Here is an 18846-nt window from a genome sequence, read left to right on the forward strand (position 1 = left end):
TGCACGCTAAAAATTTTTGTTCTTATCTTTAGGCTCAGCTTTTAGCCAAACTGAACCCCGCTTAGCCTGCCCACTCACTTAGGGACGGGCTAAGCGGATTTTTTTTATGATCAACTACAACCCCAAAGACTGGTTCGTTTTTATCTTCCAGCTTTCGAAGGCCGATACCTTCCGGAAGCTGTTGCCGCTCATGATCGGGGTTGGCATTTACGCCGGTGTTGTTGCCTACCTGGAGCTGAATTTCCTGCATCTTTCTGAAACACAGTACATACGCAATGTTGGGATGATGCACAACGTGCTGGGTTTTGTGATTTCGCTCCTGCTCGTGTTTCGCACCAACACGGCTTACGACCGCTGGTGGGAAGGCCGCAAGATATGGGGCGGCATCACCAACAGCTCACGTAACCTGGCCATTAAGCTACAGGCGATTGCCACCGACAAGGACGACCGCCGTTTTTTCAGGCTGATGGTTCCCAATTACGCCTTCGCCCTGAAATACCTACTCCGCGAAAACGAGGACTTCCGCGAGCTGGACCCGGTGCTGGATCTGAAAAAGGAAAAACACCTCCCCAACCAGGTAGCAGCCGGTATGTATGCGCGCCTGAACGCCATGTACACCCAGGGGAAAATTGACACGGCCCAATTGCTGGTGCTCAACGAAGAGTTGAAAGCCCTGACAGAACACTGCGGTGCCTGCGAACGCATCAAGAACACGCCTATACCTTATACTTATAGTGTCTTCATCAAGAAGTTCATTTTCTTCTATGTCATGACCCTGCCTTTTGGCTGGGTATTCAGCCTGAGCTATTACGTAATACCGGTCGTGATCCTGATCCTGTATGCGCTGGCCAGCCTGGAGCTGATTGCCGAAGAGATCGAGAATCCGTTCGGCACCGACCCCAATGACCTGCCCATTGACCAGATCTGCCACAACATCCGCAAGCACGTAAGCGAGGTGCTGGACTAAAATTCAGGCCAGGCAAAAAAATACGTAGCTCACCTTCCGCTCAGAATTCGTTGTAGCTCCCTGCCATACCTTATCTTTCGGAAAATCAGAAAGCCTATGCAACCCGACTCCTCCATGCTCACCGACCTGGTGCGAATGAAAATGCCTTTTGGCAAATACAAAGACACGGTGCTGTGCTATTTGCCGGTCTCATACCTGGAGTGGTTTGCCCGCGAAGGCTTCCCGCCCGGCAAACTCGGTATGCTGCTGGCCACCCTCTACGAGATCAAGATCAACGGACTCGAATACCTGCTGGAGCCGATCAAGCGGCAGGCCTCTAAGCGCTAAGGCTAAACTTAGCGCAGCTCATCGAAACTGTATTTGGCATCGTTCCAGAAGGCGTCCAGGGCCATGATGCGGGGTTTGAAAAAAGAGATGAGCGCGGGCCAGTCGTCCTGTTTGAACACGCTCCCCCCCCTCAGCTCGGTATAAATGCGGCTAATCACTTTGCCGTTCTCGTCGTAGGTATGCAGGTCCCATATCCACTCCTCTCCTACCGCCTCGTGCAGCATCTCCTTCAGGGCCTCAAACTGCTCAAAGAACATTTGCTGAATCTCCGGGTCCGGTTGCGTCATTTCGATGCCGATGGTGGCCAGCTTTTTGTCGGCCTGCATGCGGAAGTACACGTTCTTCAGTCCCGTCTTGTAGTTGATCCAGTTAGTGGGCATTCCTTCTGCCGACAGCACGGGGGACATGTACTGCCCGAATGCTGTCCAGAATGCCTGCCTGAGTTTAGATGCCTGTTCGCGTGTATACATGGGGTAAAATTGGCGATTGCCTGGCTGATTAGCAAGGTATACTGATGAACAGTAGTAATGATAATACTTTCCCTGCACAGCTTAACCAAGGGATAATCACGAAAAATAAAACCCGAACAGGCGGCGAAGGCTGCGGCTCAGTTTCGGATGCGTACCTTTTCAACCCTAAAGCTTACTTTGAGCAGGTATAGGTATACTCGAAGTTATCCTCTACATAACTGCCTTGCGAATATTTCTGTCGTACTGTAAGGGGGTACCCTTTATCAGAGAAAGTATACTGTAGATCGTATGCACGATGTAGCTGACCGTCTTCACTCCATCTGGTTACGCTCGTAATATTATGAAGCTGAGGTAAATTCAACGCAAGGATGTCAACATCATACTCCAGCATAAGGGCAAGCTGCGCCGGCGATGCTGAGAAAGGTGCTTTCCCCTTGTCATACCTGATATCATCTTCATAGGGCAGAAATTGAAATTCCGGATCGATAGGATATGTCTTTACACGTGTCATCACACCATTGGCATACGTGTATTTGTATGATAGATTATGGAATAACTCAGGTCCTTTCCAAGGTCTCATAGAGTAAAACGCTGCTGAGTCCGGCTCGTTTGCAGCCCCATAGGTATACTCTACTCTTATGACTTCAATGGTGGGGCAATTCACTATTGCACTAAAATGTCTCCTCAACACTAATTGCCCCTGCTCATTATATTCAAAAGATATGATCGTTTCATTACCAGGGCCATCATAAGTACTGGTTAGTTTTATTTCAGCAACTCTTCCTTTGCTATCATAACGGTAAGTCGTAATAGCCTCATAATCTGCTGTGCTGCTCTCCATACTTGTACTCACCATTTGCGTAACCCTGTGCTGGTTGTCATAAGAAAAAACATGCTTCGTCCGACCTAGTGGCTGGCCGCTTTGCTGTGAAGTATGATAGCGAATTACCTGTTGTACCAAACAATCAGTTGCTGCCGTTTCCTCTTCCACATGTGGGTCTTTATCGCATGCACCTAAGAAAAGGCATAAAATGAGAAGGACGCATAGGTTTGATTTCATAGTCAAGAAGTTACGGATGAAAAATTAGCTTTCAATTACATATACAAATCATATATTAAACGTAAAATTCATATTACATATTAGATTCTCATAAATAATATTATATAAAAATCACTTATAAAATCGAGCAAGTACTACGGTGCATAAGCTAACAGGCTTTGAGTGATCTGTCTCCGCTGCTCCTACAGAACGCAATGACAGATTATCAACACACCATAATAAGCTACTACACTGCCTTAAGAAGCGGTACTTACAACCAGGCAATTACCCAAAATATTAACCGAGAAGCCCCATGCGAAAAACGATTCTCCTATACCTGATGCTTTTTGCGGCGGCAAGTTGCCAGGCACAGGACAAGCAGGAAACCCGGCAGCCTGCCCGCCACGTAGGAGGCCCCTGCGAAGGATGCGAGGCGCTGCATGAATTTGGCGACAAACAGCTCAGCCCGACTGACACGCTGACCGGCTTTCATCCCAATGCCAAAAACAAGCTCAAACTGACAGGTACCGTATACCTGCCGGATGGCAAAACGCCTGCCCGGGATGTGATCCTGTACATCTACCACACCGACAGCACAGGCATCTACCCCAAAAGAGGAAACGAATCAGGCTGGGCCAGACGGCACGGCTACCTGAGGGGCTGGACCCGGACGGGAGCCGATGGCAGGTATACGTTTTACACGACCCGGCCCGGCACCTACCCTTCCCGCGATGAACCGGCCCACATCCACGTCACGGTGAAGGAGCCCGACAAAAACGAATATTACCTGGATGATTTTCTATTTGAAGACGACCCGCTCTTGACACCTGAAGTGCGCAATGCCCGTCCCGGGCGTGGCGGCTCCGGCATCGTCACACTACAGCGTCAGGGCGATCTGCTCGTCGCTAACCGGGATATCACGCTGGGGCTGCACATCCCTGACTACACTCCCTAGCAAAAAATGGCTTCACGATATCAGACAGGCCTTTCCCGCAACTTAAAAATTGCATTATCGTTGCTTGTTACATATTCAGCCTCTGCCATATAGCTGCCATTTTTGGCTGTAAACGAGAGGCCTAAAAAGATAAAACGATGAGAAAGAAAATCATATCCGGATTAGTGGCGTCCGTGTTCCTGATAAGCAGTTCCTGCCAGACCAACCCGGTAACGGGCAAAAAAGACGTGATGTTCATGTCGGAGAGTCAGGAAATTGCCCTCGGCAAGGAAGCGGACCCGCAGATTGTAGCGCAGTTTGGACTATACGAAGACCCCACCCTGCAGCGCTTCATTAACGAAAAAGGCCAGCAAATGGCCAAGGTCTCGCACCGAAACAACCTCAATTACGAGTTCAAGATCGTGGACTCGCCTGTGATCAACGCCTTTGCTGTGCCGGGCGGCTACGTGTATTTCACGCGCGGCATTATGGCCCACTTCAACAACGAGGCGCAGTTTGCCGGGGTGCTTGGTCACGAGATCGGTCACATCACGGCGCGGCACTCGGCACAGCAGCAAAGCAAGTCCATCCTGGCGCAGGGCGGACTCCTGCTTGGCATGATCCTGTCGCCCACCATTGCGCAGTACGGCCAGGAAGTGTCACAGGGACTCGGCCTGCTGATGCTCAAGTATAGCCGAGACGCGGAACGGGAGTCGGACAAATTGGGCGTGGAGTACTCGACCAAGATCGGCTACGACGCCTCCGAAATGGCTGATTTCTTCACCACCCTGCAACGCAAGCAAGAGGAAGGCGGACAGGCGATCCCATCGCTCCTATCGTCGCACCCCGACCCGGGCGACCGTTACAATACCGTGCACCAGCTGGCAGACGCGGAGCAACGAAAGCAGAACCTGACCGACCCGAAAGTGGGCCGCAACAGCTACCTGAAAATGATCGATGGCCTGATTTATGGCGAAGACCCCAAGCAGGGCTTTGTCGAGAACAGCGTTTTCTACCATCCTGAACTCAAGTTCCAGTTTTCGATACCATCTGGATGGGGTTACCAGAACACCCCGCAGCAGGTGCAGATGGGTCCGAAGGACGGAAGCGCCGTGATGGGTCTGACCCTCGTGCCCGGCAACAGCCTGGAGGAGGCCGCCCAGCAGTCGTTGCAGAACTACGGCCTGCAGCCTGTTGAAAGCAAGCAGGTAACCGTAAACGGCCTGCCTGCCATTGCTGTGGTGGCTGACCCGCAACAACAGCAGCAGCAACAGCAACAACAGCAGCAACCCTTGCGCACGCTCACCTACTTTATCCAGCATGGCGGTAACATCTACAGCCTGATGGGGATCACTACGGTACAGAATTTCAACAACTACTTCCAGGTTTTCAGCAGCAGCATGCAGAGCTTCAAAGTGTTGTCGGACCCGGACAAGCTGAACCGCAAACCCGAGCGCATTAGCATCGTAACGGTTTCGAAAGCCTCCACACTGGCCCAGGCGCTGCGCAGCCACAACATGCCGGACAACCGCCACAACGAGCTGGCCGTGCTCAACGGCATGCAGTTAAGCGACCAGCTGCCTGCCGGCACCCTGATCAAAGTCGTGAAGAAATAGGGACAACAATCCCAAAGAAAAGCCCTGCCTCCTATCCGGAAGCAGGGCTTTTTGTTTTTAGCTATACCTGTTGGTCAGGCGCCTATTCGCTTACCTTGAGCAGCTTGTGCACCGACTTTTTACCTCCCTGCTCTACCTGCATGTAGTAGATGCCAGCTGGCACCCGCTGCAACCGGAGCTGCTCCTGGTGGCTCTGCAGGTGCTTGAGAAAACGAACCTGCTGCAGTTGGCGACCCGTCATATCCACCAGTTGTACCTGCACCGGACCACGGTAGTCGCCATCGAGGTGCAGCAAAGTGGCCTCCTGCATGGGGTTCGGGTAGACGGTCACGCCCCGTTCGGCCAGTTCCTCCTCAGCTGAGAGCACCAGTCCCTGCCAGGGCACAAGGCCGGGCTGTGGCGTTGCAAGCTTTTTGGAGGTGTAGATATGAAACTCGCCGGGCTGCAGTTCCATGACCTGCCCAGGGTCGTCAATCATGTTTTCGCGACCAGTGAAGTAATCGTACCAGGCCCCGGTTTTTGGGAAATTGGCATTCACCTGCTGCGCCCGCACGTCAAAATTACCGACTATGAACACATTCATGTCGTCGTGAAAGAGGAAGATGCGCTTCACCTGTCCGTTCAACTGCAGCTCAAAATCGTCGGTTGCGAAAGCTGGCTCATTTAGTTTAAGCTTGATCAGCTCGGCGTATACCTGGTAGAGCTTCTGCCGGTCGGGCTGCTGCTGGTACTCCCAACGGATCGGTTTCTGACCGGTGCGCCCGTTCTGGTCGATCGACACATTATAGCCCAGTTCACCGAACTGCCAGATCATCTTAGGGCCAGGTATAGGCAAAAAGAAAGTGGCGGCCAGTTTGGCGCGGTCGAGGGCCGTGGCCAGGGTGCGGGTGTTATAGCTGCCGTTGCGGTTGCCATTCTGCACCACATCATACACCATGCGCTCCTCGTCGTGGCTCTCCATGTACCCGATCAGGTGGGGCTGCTCCCACTCCCGCACCTTGTAGGAGATACCCTGCGGATTGGCCTGTACGCCTTTGGCCAGATTACGGTAGTCGTGGTTGTGGTTGCCCCAGAACAGCATGCCGTAGCTAGCCAGCTCCTGCTCTTCCTGGTTGTCGGCAAAGTGCTCCAGTATGACATAGGCCGTTTCATCGTAGCTCCTGATCTCGTCGTAAATGCGCTTCCAGGTGGCAATGCGGCCGGCGTCATAGGCACTCCAGGAGCCCACGTTATCGCCGGTGTTTTTCTGCGTAAAGCCTTTCGACAGGTCGAAGCGGTAGCCGTCGATGTTGTATTCTTCCAGCCAGTGGCGGTTTACGCGCTCCACAAGGGCCTTGGACGCCTCGCTCTCGTGGTTAAAGTCGAAGAAAACGCTGAAAGGGTGCGTAGCCCGCTGGTTAAAAAAGGGACTGTTAGCGGCCGGCTGGTTGCCGTCCCAGTACATTTTCACATAAGGGTACTCATAATCGGCCTGGTTGAGCACGATGTCCAGGATCACGGCGATGCCCATTTCGTGTGCCTTGTCGATGAAGGCCTTCAGGTCGTTTTTGGTCCCATAGGCTTTGTCGGGCGCGAAAAAGAAGATCGGGTTGTAGCCCCAGGAATCGTTGCCCGAGAATTCCATCACCGGCATCAGCTCAATGGCATTTATACCCAGCCTTTTAAGGTACGTGAGCGTATCGGCCAGCACCTTGTAGTTGCGTGCCTCGATGAAGTCGCGCACGTGCAGTTCGTAAATTACCAGGTTTTCCGGGTCCGGCCTCTCGAAATTCGTCACTTTCCAGGTATAGCCGGGCTGGTTTGTCTGCAGGATCGACACGATGCCCTCCGCCCCTGCCGGGTAGGCTTTCAGATTGGGATAGGTGCTGGTTGGTATGTACTGGTCCATGGCCGGGTCCAGAATCTTTTCGGTATAAGGGTCGGCCACGGCCAGGGTGCCATCCACCAAATACTGGTAGGCTACCTCCTGCCCGGCCGGCAGATTGCTCAGCTCGATCCAGTAGCGGTTGCCGTCTGGGGTGCGCTTCATCAGGTATGCCGGCGAAGTTTCCCAATTGTTAAACTCCCCGATGGCGTACACAAACTGCTTATGCGGGGCAAAAAGCACCAGTGTGGCTGTGGTGGCACTGGTATAGTTCACACCATCGCGCATACCTGCCGGCAGCGCGGCCACCACCGGTTGCGGCCTCACCCGAAATGTGAAGGTTTGGGTTGCAGTCTCTGTACCGCGCTTTGCTTCGATGGTGACGGTACGCAGCACGCCCTGCTGGTTGCCGGCATTCACGCTGGTCTGTACTTGGTCGGTGTTGGAGGCGCTGTATATTACGGTATTGTCCAGCTTCACCGTGACATCGGCTGCAGCAGAAACAACCGCCCGCACAGGTATAGCACTGTTGGCCGCCACGAAAAAGTTCTGCTGCTCCGGTTCCTGCAGGGCGATCTGCAGACTGCCGTCGTAGATCTTGATGATAAAATCCTCGGTCTGGGCTGTGCCGCTGCCGTTTTTGAGCAGCAAGCCCAGCTTGTCGATGGTCTGCCCGGCCGGTACGCCGAAGTAGGTGCGTGGCGTAAGTTTGATCTGCCAGCGGTCGTTGCCGAGCGAGGTCATCTTGCCCGGATTGAAAGGCTGGTTGAAGCTCGTTTGTCCGGCCGGTTGGTACTGGAAGGCATTGCTGTTGCCCACCACACCTGCACCCGACCACAGGTATACATCGTCGGTTTTGCCCAGCAGCCCCGCCGCTCGCCCGTCCTTGGCCTGTTTCAGATCAAAAATTAAAGTGATTTCCTGGTCGCCGTTGGGAAACTCAGGTATGGTCTGCACCGCCTGCGCCTTTGCCTGCCAGGCTATACCTGATAAAAAAATAAAAAGCACCAACAAACGATAGTAGTATTTGTTTGCCATAAAGGGATAAGTATAAAAAACAGAAATTCAGGTATAAAGCAGCAGGCCGGCAACTCTTCCGGGTCATAACAGCAATTGTCCGACATGGCAAGAGCGGCCATGTGTCGTATTAAGTGTTATAACAACAGATAAGTTTGTATATTATTCAGAGCCTAAAGGTATGATTTCAAATTAAATTCTGATATAATTGTTGTAATCCGTTTCACTTAGGGTGCAATTGCGCATGAACGAGCAGGAAGTCTGGGACAGGTTTAAAGCGGGAAGCGAAGAAGATTTTTCGCTGCTGTACCGTCATTTTGCTCCCATCATGCTGCGCTACGGCAACCGGATCACGCCCGACAAAGAGCTTATACGCGATTGCCTGCAACAGGTATTCTTTAGCCTGTGGAAAAGCCGCACTACGGTGGGCAACCCTGCCAGTGTGCAGCACTACCTGCTCAAATCCATCCGGAACGAAGTCATCAAAAGAAGCAATCGCGACAGGCAGCACGAGGCCCTGCCTGAAAACTATCACCTCGAGCAAGAGGACTCCCATGAACAGACCCTGATCCAGCTGCAGACAGCCGAACTGACGCGCCAGCGCATGGCGGAGCTGCTCTCACAGCTTCCGGCCCGGCAGCGGGAGGTTATCTTCCTGAAATACTACGCCAACCTCAAATACGACGAGATTGCCGCCATCATGGGCATCGGGCAGGACTCCGTATACAAGACCACTTACAAGGCCATTGCCCGGCTTCAGCAGCTGCTGCACCACGGTGCCCTCCTGCTTTTCATGCTGCTCTTTTAAAATTTACCATCCTCACTTACAATCTTTTACCAAACTTTAAAAAAAATTTCGCTGCCTGGAGGGATAATTTCCGGGGAGGCAGGCTATTGTATAAGGAGAGCACCTATACCTGCTAAAACCGCATCGCAACAAAACGCCCGACATGAACTACGCAACAGCCACTGCAGCTGAACTCGCAGCCGACCACGACTTTATCCAATGGGTCAAGTACCCTACGCAGGAGCGCACGCTATACTGGACGCAGGTAGCCGAGCAGCATCCTGAAAAGGCGGAGGAACTGGCCGAGGCGCGTCGTTTGGTGCTGTTGCTGTCGCAGGAGCAGGCCGACGACCACAGCGCTGATGAGGACGCGCAGCTGGTTTGGGAGCAACTGCAGGAAGCGATGCAGCAAGACCGGGAGCGCGGAACCGATGGCGGAAGCGTGTTCTCCCTTTTGGGGTATAGCCGCAAAACCTGGCTGTCGGCAGCTGCCGCCGTTATCCTGTTGCTTGCATCAGCCGCCCTACTCTTCACCCGCCAAAGCACTGATTCTATGACCTATGCCACTGCTTATGGCGAGAAACGCACCATCCAATTCTCTGACAAATCCGTAATAGTACTTAACGCCAATTCAAGTATAACTATTCCTGAAAAATGGGAGCGTAACAGACCCCGAAAAGTGGAATTGCGCGGCGAGGCGTTTTTCTCGGTAACACAGCAGGCTAACAGACAGCAGTTTATCGTAACAACCAGCAAAGGCACCGAAATTAATGTACTCGGAACCGAATTTAACGTATATGACCGCGGCCAGGAAGACAGGGTTGTACTTTCGAGCGGCAAAGTAAGGCTGAGCACCACCCAAAACGGGGCAACCAAACAAACGGAGATGCAGCCCGGCGACCTGATCACAGTGTCTGCAGCGGGTGCCCTCAGCCACCGACACGTAGACCCCGACCTATACACTGCTTGGCAGGAAAACAAACTATATTTTGATGACTACACGCTGCGTGAAGTAGGCGCACTGATCGAGCAGCAGTATGGCTATAAAGTAGAATTCAGTGGCCAAGAGCTTTCCGGGCAGCGCATCACCGCCTTTCTGGAAGTAAAGCGCCCTGAAGACATTCTGAACACACTGGCTGAGACATTTGAACTGAAAATCACCCAACAAGAGAATACCATATACATTAGCTCACTATAAAAACTAACGCATAATCCATGTCAAATACATCTACCAAGAGATTAGGGTCCTTTGGTCTGGCAGTAGCCCTGTGCTGCTTGCAGGTGCCGGGGACCGCTCAGGGTTATCCGGGCCCGGGTCCGAACCTTGCAGTGAACCACACCTCCGGACAGGCCCTGACGGCCAAGTCGCTCAAGGATCTGCTCAACGACCTGAAGAACTCACACGGTATACAGTTCTCTTACCAGGCCAGCCTGGCCGATGACGTACAACTGATCATGCCGGAGCAAAAGGGCGCCGTGCAGAACGTGGACGAGTTCCTGGGCACCACGCTGGCCAGCAATAACCTGTCGTATAAAAAAGTTCGCGGTGTGTACATCATCTCCAAGGCACGTCCTGCCGCAGCCAATACCACCACCGTAGTAGCCAAGCCTCGCGCAACCGTGCAGCAGGATGTGACCGTAAGCGGTCGTGTGCTGGACGAGAACGGCGAATCGCTGCCCGGCGTAACGGTGGTACTCAAAGGCACTACCCGCGGTACTTCCACCAATGCCAACGGCGAGTTCACCTTGCCGGTGCCGGCTTCCGGCGGCACGCTGGTCTTCTCCTTTATTGGCTATACCACACAGGAAGTGGCCGTCAACAACCAAGCTACCATGAACGTGACGATGCGCACCGACGCGCAGGCGCTACAGGAAGTGGTCGTGGTGGGGTATGGTACGCAGGAAAGAAAAGACGTGACTGGCGCCGTGACCACCATTTCGGAAGAGGATTTCCAGGATGGACAGGTAACTACAGCCGAGCAGCTTATTACCGGTAAAGTAGCCGGTGTGCAGATCACCTCAAACGGTGGTGCACCGGGTGCTGGTAGCCGCATTCGTATACGTGGTGGCGCATCCCTGAACGCCAGCAACGACCCCCTCATCGTAATCGACGGCGTGCCGATCGACAACGAGGTGATTGCGGGTTCAGCTAACCCGCTCAACTTCATTAACCCGGACGACATCGCTTCCATGAACATCCTGAAGGATGCCTCCGCGACAGCCATCTACGGCTCACGGGCGTCCAACGGTGTGATTATCATTACAACCAAAAGTGGCCAAGCCGGTCAGAAGACACGCGTTAACTTCAGCACTCAGCACTCTCTGTCTACCAACACCAAGCAGGTGGACGTCATGGGCGCGGATGAGTTCAGAAGGACCGTAACCGAGTTGGGCAACCAGGAACAGATCAGGCTGCTGGGCAGTGCAAACACCGATTGGCAGGATCAGATTTACCGCAATGCCTACACTACCGACAACAATTTGAGTGTGAGCGGCTCGGTGAAAGAGCTGCCTTACCGTGTATCACTCGGCTACCTGAACCAGGATGGTGTTGTCAAAACATCCAACTTTGAGCGTTTGACGGGTAGCGTGAAGCTGACACCAAATTTCCTGGACGATCACTTAAGTGTGGATCTGAACTGGAAAGGCGCCTTGACCAACAGCCGTTTTGCTGACGAAGGTGCCATCGGAGCCGCAGTTAATTTCGATCCGACACAGCCTGTGTATGCAGAAAACGGTTTCGGCGGCTATTTCGAATGGCTTGACCCGGCTGACAAAAAACCGATTACCATTGCGACCCGCAACCCACTCAGCATGCTGGAGCAGCGCCGCAACGAAGGGGAAGCCCGGCGCAGCATCGGTAACATACAGATTGACTACAAATTTCACTTCCTGCCAGCGTTGCGTGCTAACTTAAACGTAGGCTACGACAAGTCTGACAGCGAAGGCAACAACAACGCGCCTGTTACGCTTGCCGCTGAGTCATTCGAGGGTGGTTCATTCCAGCGCTACGAAGAGAAGCGGACCAACAAGCTACTCGATTACTACATGAACTACACCAACGACTTCGAGGGCATTCGCAGCCGCGTTGATGTAACAGCCGGTTACTCTTATCAGGATTGGGTTACGGAGCGCCCGGCTTTCCCGCTGTTAAGAGAAAATGGTACAGTGCGCAGAGCGGCTGCCCCATTCCCTTTCAAAACGCAGAACACATTGGTATCTTTCTTTGGCCGTGTGAACTATGCTTTGATGGACCGCTACATCTTAACAGCCACCGTGCGTCGTGATGGTTCTTCCCGCTTCAGAGAAGGTCAGAAATGGGGAACTTTCCCATCACTGGCACTTGCCTGGAGAATTAATGAAGAGGCTTTCCTGCGAGATAACCCAGTGGTGTCTGATCTGAAACTGCGTGTAGGCTATGGTGTAACTGGTCAGCAGGACGTGGGCAATGACTTCCCATACCTGGCCCGCTATACCTCCAGTGACAGCGCTGCCATGTACCAGATCGGCAATCAATACTACCTGCTGCTTCGTCCGGAAGGATATGACGCGAACCTGAAATGGGAGGAAACCAAGACATGGAACGCAGGTATCGACTTTGGTTTCTTGAACAACCGCTTGTACGGTAGCCTGGACGCCTTCCAGCGTAACACAAAAGACCTGTTGAGCGTGGTGCCGGTACCTGCTGGCACGAACCTGACCAACCTGCTGCTGACCAACGTGGGAAGCATCGAAAGCAAGGGCTTAGAAGCAGTGTTGAACTACGTGATCATCGACCGTGAGAACTTCACCTGGTCTGCGGGCATCAACGGTTCTGTTATCCGCAACGAGATCACTAAATTGAACACAGTGGACGAAGACAACTCTGTAGGCGTACTAACTGGCGGTATTGCAGGTGCCACCGGACGTAACATACAGGTACACACCGTAGGCTTCGCTCCAAACAGCTTCTATGTGTACAAGCAGGTGTATGGCGAGGACGGTCGTCCGATCGAAGGCCTGTATGCTGACCTGAACCAGGACGGCATCATCAATGAGCAAGACAAGTACCGCTATAAGAATCCCGATGCACGTCTTTTCATGGGCTTCAACACACAGTTGAACTATAACAACTGGTCTTTGGGTCTGTTAATGCGCGGCAACTTCAATAACTATGTTTACAACAACGTGCATTCCAACACGGGCGCTTACGAAGTAACCTCTGTGAGCAACTGGCTGTCCAACATGTCACGCAACGTAAACGAGACGGGCTTCAACATCCGTCAGTATGAGTCTGACTACTACATTGAGAACGCTTCATTCGTTCGCATGGAGAACATCAGCCTGGGTTACAACTTCGGCAGGATCATGAACGATCGTGCGGCCCTGCGACTGAACGCCAACATCCAGAACGCCTTTGTGATCACCGACTATACCGGTCTGGATCCTGAAATAGCGAGCGGTATCGACAACAATTTCTACCCAAGACCGCGAGTGTTCACCCTTGGTCTGAACATTGAACTTTAATTAGCGCATCATCATGACATCAAGATATCTAAAAACCATACTCTGTGCAGGACTCATGGCTGTGGCCGCTACCTCCTGCGTCGACGACCTTGAAAGAGAGCCTTTTTATGAGGCTACCTCGGCAAGCGTTTACCGCGACTTTGCCAATTACAAACCAATTCTGGCTAAATTATATGCTGGCTTTGCCCTTACAGGCCAGCAAGGCCCGTCCGGTAGGCCAGACGTGGGCGGTATAGATGAGGGTGCGTCTAACTATGTGCGTACCTATTGGATGCTGCAGCAGGTGCCAACCGATGAGGCGGTGATCGCCTGGAACGACCCGGGACTGCCTGCGCTCAATACACTGACCTGGTCATCGAACAACGACGTGACCACAGCCATGTACTACCGCATTTTCTACCAGATTACGCTGGCGAACGAGTTTATCCGGGAGATGGACGATGCCAAGTTAAATGAGCGCGGCATTACAGGCGCTAACCTTGAAGAGGCGAAGAAATTCCGTGCAGAGGCCCGATTCCTGCGTGCCCTCAGCTACTGGCATGCCCTTGACCTGTACGGAAGCGTGCCGTTTGTAACCGAAGCCGACCTGATCGGCAAGTTCTTCCCGGAACAAGCCTCCAGAGAAGAGCTGTTCGCTTATGTGGAATCTGAGCTGCTGGCCATCGAGAGCGAGTTGGCAGCTGCCCGCCAGAATGAGTATGGTCGTGCCGACCAGGCCGCTGCCTGGACGCTGCTAACCAAGCTATACCTGAACGCAGAGGTATACACGAACCAGAAAAAGTACACGGAGGCCATCACATACGCTACAAAGGTGATTGGTGCAGGCTATACCCTGGAACCAGATTACGACCACCTGTTCATGACAACGAACCATACCTCCAACGAGATCATTTTCCCGATCACGTTTGATGGTCTGCGGACACAGTCTTACGGTGGTACTACCTTCCTGACACACGCGGCTGTTGGCGGTACCATGTCAGCCTCAGCCTTTGGCATCGACTCTGGTTGGGGAGGTATACGCTCCACCCCTTCTATTTATGACCTGTTCTCCAGCACAGCGCTCACTGCTGATGACCGTGCCAACTTTCACACCAACGGACAGGAGAAAGAGATTAACACGATTGCCACCTTCACGGACGGTTACCCGATTACGAAATGGAAAAACGTTAATCCTGCCGGCCAGGCAGGTTCCAACCCTACCTTCGTGGACACTGACTTCCCGATGTTCCGTCTGGCGGATGTATACCTGATGTATGCAGAAGCCGTGTTGCGTGGCGGCACAGGCGGTGACCCTGCTTTGGCGTTGCAATATGTGAATGCCCTTCGTACCCGCGCCTATAATGGCGGCGCGGCAGGAAACGTTACAGCCAGCCAGATGACGCTCAATTTCATTCTGGATGAGCGCGCCCGCGAGCTGAACTGGGAAGCACACCGCCGTACCGACCTGATTCGCTTCAACCGCTTTACAGGTGATAGCTATCTATGGGCTTGGAAAGGCGGCATGATGGAGGGTACTAGCGTAGCCGACTTCAGGAAACTGTATCCGATTCCGGCCAACGACCTGGTGGCAAACCCTAACCTGACCCCTACGCCAGGTTACTAAAAATAAACGGCGGCGGCAGGCGCTATACCTGTCGCTGCCTTTTCCAACTGTTTTAAAAATCGTTTTTTATGAAAAACTGGTTAAATAAATCGCTGGTCTTTGTGCTCGCCTCCCTCACGCTAATGAGTTGCGAGAAAGACGAAGACAAATTGATTCTCCGTGAGGGCACTCCTCCTATGCTTTCAGCAAGCTCAACTAATGTGGTTTTAACGGAGGAGACTGCTGAAGGCACAGCCCTCACCCTGAACTGGAACGAAGCCGATTTCGGTTTCGATGCGGCCACAGAGTACTCGTTGCAGATCGATACGGCTGGTGATAATTTCGTGGCTCCCTATTCTGTTTCGTTGGGTAACAAAATGACCTCAAAAGCCTATACTGGTCAGGAACTGAATACGCTGATGAGCCGGCTGAAGTACACACCGGAAGAGATGCACGAAGTGAAATTCAGAATCAGAGCCGGGGTTTCAGAGTTCGTGAATCCGGTTTACTCTAACGTCGTAACCGTAAACGTGACGCCATACAACACGTACATCGAGCCAACCTTCATTTATGTACCAGGCGACTACCAGGGCTGGAACCCAGGCACGGCACCAAGTCTAATCTCAGTAGAGGCTAACAACATTTACCAGGGTATAATCAGCTTCACAGATCCAGGAAAGAGCCGTATGTTCAAATTTACAGCTGAGCGTAGCTGGGATCTGAACTGGGGCAATGGGGCAACAGCTGGCACATTGGCTGAAAATGGCTCCGACTTGTCAGTACCTGCAAATGACAGCTATATGCTCATTGTTAACCTCAACACTTTGACCTGGAGCGCTACCAAACACTCATGGGGCGTAATCGGTAGCGCGACGGCAGGTGGCTGGGATTCAGACCAGAACATGCGCTACATCAACGAGGAGGATGTTTGGAAAGCAACCCTTGACCTGAAAGTAGGTGATATCAAATTCCGCTTCAACGACGCCTGGGACATCAACTATGGCGGCAAAGACGGAAACTTGAACCTCGGTGGTGATAACATTGCCATAACGGCGGCAGGTAAGTATGAGATCACGCTCAAAATAGATGAAGAGGCTGAGACTGCAACTTACACTTTAGTTAAGTTGTAATCGGACTTGACTATCACATATCAGCAAACCCGGCAGGCTACCACGCCTGGCCGGGTTTGCTATATAAAGACCTCTTGTTTTAACCCTTTGGTAAGAACCCTGCCTATGAAGATTTTCTACAAACCACTGGCCGCCCTCCTGCTAGCTACCGTGCTATACCTGCCGTCCTCCTTTGCTCAGAACAACCCGATCAGAGCAGTTGGCTCTGTCAAAAATGTGAGCATCGAGGGCCAAAGGGTAAACCTGACTACCGACCTGAACAACCACGTGGAGGTGACCGTCTATTCCCCGACCGTGGTGCGCGTGCGCATGGACAAGCAACCACTGGGCAAGGACTTCTCTTACGCCGTGGTCACGCAACCGCAACAGGTTAAGGTGAACATCACGCAGAACGACAAGGAAGTGTCGATCGTGACCGACTCGCTGCAGGCCCGCATCACCAAGAAGCCTTACGCCATCGCATTCCTGACCCGCGACGGCAAGGTGATCAACCAGGACGAAGAGGGCCTGACTACCTCCTGGATCGGCGAGGAAGTGACTACTTACAAAAAAATGCAGCAGGGCGAGCGCTTCATTGGGCTGGGCGAAAAGACCGGTGGGCTTGACCGACGCGGCAGCGGCTACACCAACTGGAACACCGACGCCTACGCCTACACCACCAACCAGGATCCGCTCTATACCACCTTTCCTTTCTACATCGGCATCCACAGTGGCCTCAACTACGGCATCTTCTTCGACAACAGTTACCAGAGCGATTTCAACTTTGGGGCCAGCAACAACCGCTTTTCCTCTTTCGGGGCGCAGGGTGGCGAGATGGACTATTACTTCTTCTACCACTCCAAACTGGCCGACATCATCGGGAGCTATACCTGGCTGACTGGCCGCATGGAGCTGCCGCCGCTCTGGAGCCTGGGCTACCAGCAGAACCGTTACTCCTACTACCCGGAGACGGAGGTATACCGCATCGCCCAGACCCTGCGCGAAAAGCGCATACCTGCCGACGGCATCACGCTCGACATCCACTACATGGATGCTTACAAACTCTTCACCTGGGATAAAACGCGCTTCCCGGACCCGGCCGCCATGAACAAAAAGCTCAAGGACATGGGCTTCCGGACTACCGTGATCGTGGACCCGGGTATTAAGATCGAGGAAGGCTACGGCGCCTATGAGCGCGGCGTCAAAGACGATGTGTTTCTGAAGTACCCGGACGGAAAATATTATGCCGGTGAGGTATGGCCGGGCTGGACGCACTTCCCGGATTTCACGAGTGAGAAAGGCCGCGCATGGTGGAAGAAGGAGATCAAATTCTTTGCTAACACGAATGTGGACGGATTCTGGAACGACATGAATGAGATTGCCACCTGGGGTCAAAAAATGCCCAACAATGTGCTCTTCGACTATGAGGGCAACCTCACCACGCACAAAGAGGGCCGCAACGTGTACGGTCTGCAAATGGCCCGCGCCAGCTACGAAGGCGCCCGCCAGCACATGCCTAACAAGCGTCCGTTCATCCTTTCGCGTGCCGGCTACTCGGGTTCCCAGCGCTACTCCGCCATCTGGACCGGTGATAACCGCGCCGAGGACAGTCACATGCTCCTAGGTATACGCCTGCTCAACAGCCTCGGCGTAACGGGCGTTTCCTTCTCGGCCATGGACATTGGCGGCTTCACGGGCAATGCGCCGGTTGGTCTGTTCGCCCGCTGGATTCAACTGGGAGCCTTTACCCCCTACTTCCGCAACCACACCGGCGTTAATACCCGCTCTGCAGAGCCCTGGGCTTTTGGCGAAGAAGTAACCGAGATTGCCCGCAACTTCATCAGCCTGCGCTACCGCCTGATGCCCTACATCTACTCCAACATGTACGAAGCGACGCAAACCGGACAGCCGCTCATGCGCACGCTCGCTATTGACTATACCCACGACGACAAGGTATACAATGGCGAGTTTGAGTCGCAGTACCAGTTCGGCAAGGCCTTCCTGATCATGCCGTTCGAGAGTACCAAAAACTACGGCAGGGTTTACTTCCCGCGCGGTAGGTGGTACGATCTCTGGACAGGCGAAGTAAAACAGGGTAACCGCGAAGAGATGATTCCTGTGCAGTATAACAAGTTGCCGGTCTATGTGAAGGAAAGCAGCATTGTTCCGATGCAGTCGCTGGTGCAGCACACCAGTGAGATGCCAACCGACACGCTGACCATACACGTTTACCGCGGCGACGTGCCTAATAGTTTTGTGTACTACGAAGACGACGGCGAGAGCTACGACTACCAAAAGGGGGCCTACTACAAACGCACGATCAGCTACGACCCGCGCCGCAAGACCATCACTTTCGGCGATGTGGAGGGCAACTTCAAAACGAAATTCAACCACGTAAAGGTGATGCTGCACGGTTTCGATGCAAAGACCCGGTTCCAACTGAACGGCAAGCGCACCACCGTGCAGCAAGACTTCGCCTCGTTCATCGACCCGGTTTCCCGCTTCGATCCGCAAGGCACAGCCAACCCGGGAATCGGGTATAGCGTGCGAAGCCTGGTAGTGCGGAATGAGAATGGAAAGTTTACGGTGGGGTTTTAACTGCCTGAATCAGCATTTTCAGGATTATAA

Annotated in this window: 13 protein-coding genes; 10 read left to right on the forward strand and 3 right to left on the reverse strand. The window is 53.1% G+C overall.

The genetic code is table 11. The features are described 5' to 3' along the window. The first annotated feature begins 106 nt into the window (after positions 1-106). Both B0B12_RS07000 and B0B12_RS07005 read left to right on the forward strand, forming a co-directional pair. The gene (locus B0B12_RS07000; RefSeq protein ID WP_076666930.1) at positions 107-967 is read left to right on the forward strand and encodes a bestrophin family protein; all 861 of its coding nucleotides are present in this window, start codon (positions 107-109) and stop codon (positions 965-967) included. A 96-nt stretch (positions 968-1063) separates the two neighbouring features. Beyond that, the gene (locus tag B0B12_RS07005; RefSeq protein ID WP_076666932.1) at positions 1064-1294 is read left to right on the forward strand and encodes a DUF3820 family protein; all 231 of its coding nucleotides are present in this window, start codon (positions 1064-1066) and stop codon (positions 1292-1294) included. An 8-nt stretch (positions 1295-1302) separates the two neighbouring features. Here B0B12_RS07005 and B0B12_RS07010 read toward each other — a convergent pair whose 3' ends face one another. Continuing rightward, positions 1303-1764: a DUF4268 domain-containing protein gene (locus tag B0B12_RS07010; RefSeq protein WP_076666933.1), complete on the reverse strand. Its 462-nt coding sequence runs from the start codon at positions 1762-1764 to the stop codon at positions 1303-1305. A 172-nt stretch (positions 1765-1936) separates the two neighbouring features. Next, positions 1937-2824 (reverse strand): hypothetical protein, encoded by an 888-nt coding sequence (locus B0B12_RS07015; RefSeq protein WP_076666935.1) that lies wholly within the window; start codon positions 2822-2824, stop codon positions 1937-1939. A gap of 292 nt (positions 2825-3116) precedes the next feature. On the opposite strand from B0B12_RS07015, the gene B0B12_RS07020 reads away from it, so the two are divergent. After that, a complete protein-coding gene (locus B0B12_RS07020; protein WP_076666937.1) occupies positions 3117-3758 on the forward strand; it encodes a dioxygenase family protein in 642 nt (213 codons plus the stop codon). A gap of 137 nt (positions 3759-3895) precedes the next feature. Further along, positions 3896-5353 carry a M48 family metalloprotease gene (locus B0B12_RS07025; protein ID WP_076666938.1) on the forward strand — a complete coding sequence of 486 codons (1458 nt, stop codon included), beginning with the start codon at positions 3896-3898 and terminating at the stop codon, positions 5351-5353. A gap of 82 nt (positions 5354-5435) precedes the next feature. Here B0B12_RS07025 and B0B12_RS07030 read toward each other — a convergent pair whose 3' ends face one another. Next, entirely contained in the window at positions 5436-8255 is a 2820-nt protein-coding gene (locus B0B12_RS07030; RefSeq protein ID WP_076666940.1) for a DUF4961 domain-containing protein, read from the reverse strand. Between the two features lie 223 nt (positions 8256-8478). Here B0B12_RS07030 and B0B12_RS07035 point away from each other — a divergent pair, with 223 nt between their 5' ends. The 6 genes from B0B12_RS07035 to B0B12_RS07060 all read left to right on the forward strand — a co-directional run bounded on the left by B0B12_RS07035 (position 8479) and on the right by B0B12_RS07060 (position 18816). Beyond that, entirely contained in the window at positions 8479-9042 is a 564-nt protein-coding gene (locus tag B0B12_RS07035) for an RNA polymerase sigma factor (RefSeq protein ID WP_076666942.1), read from the forward strand. 142 nt (positions 9043-9184) lie between these two features. Then, positions 9185-10219, forward strand: a complete 1035-nt coding sequence (locus tag B0B12_RS07040; protein WP_076666943.1) for a FecR family protein — start codon at positions 9185-9187, stop codon at positions 10217-10219. Between the two features lie 17 nt (positions 10220-10236). Continuing rightward, positions 10237-13527 carry a SusC/RagA family TonB-linked outer membrane protein gene (locus B0B12_RS07045; RefSeq protein ID WP_244554615.1) on the forward strand — a complete coding sequence of 1097 codons (3291 nt, stop codon included), beginning with the start codon at positions 10237-10239 and terminating at the stop codon, positions 13525-13527. A gap of 13 nt (positions 13528-13540) precedes the next feature. Next, positions 13541-15130: a RagB/SusD family nutrient uptake outer membrane protein gene (locus B0B12_RS07050; protein ID WP_076666945.1), complete on the forward strand. Its 1590-nt coding sequence runs from the start codon at positions 13541-13543 to the stop codon at positions 15128-15130. Positions 15131-15198: 68 nt separating this feature from the next. After that, positions 15199-16239, forward strand: coding sequence for a SusE domain-containing protein (locus tag B0B12_RS07055; protein ID WP_076666946.1), 1041 nt, complete (start codon positions 15199-15201; stop codon positions 16237-16239). 105 nt (positions 16240-16344) lie between these two features. Continuing rightward, a complete protein-coding gene (locus tag B0B12_RS07060) occupies positions 16345-18816 on the forward strand; it encodes a glycoside hydrolase family 31 protein (RefSeq protein ID WP_076666947.1) in 2472 nt (823 codons plus the stop codon). Positions 18817-18846: the final 30 nt, after the last annotated feature.

Origin of the sequence: Pontibacter indicus, assembly GCF_900156345.1 — a bacterium.
GTDB lineage: Bacteria > Bacteroidota > Bacteroidia > Cytophagales > Hymenobacteraceae > Pontibacter > Pontibacter indicus.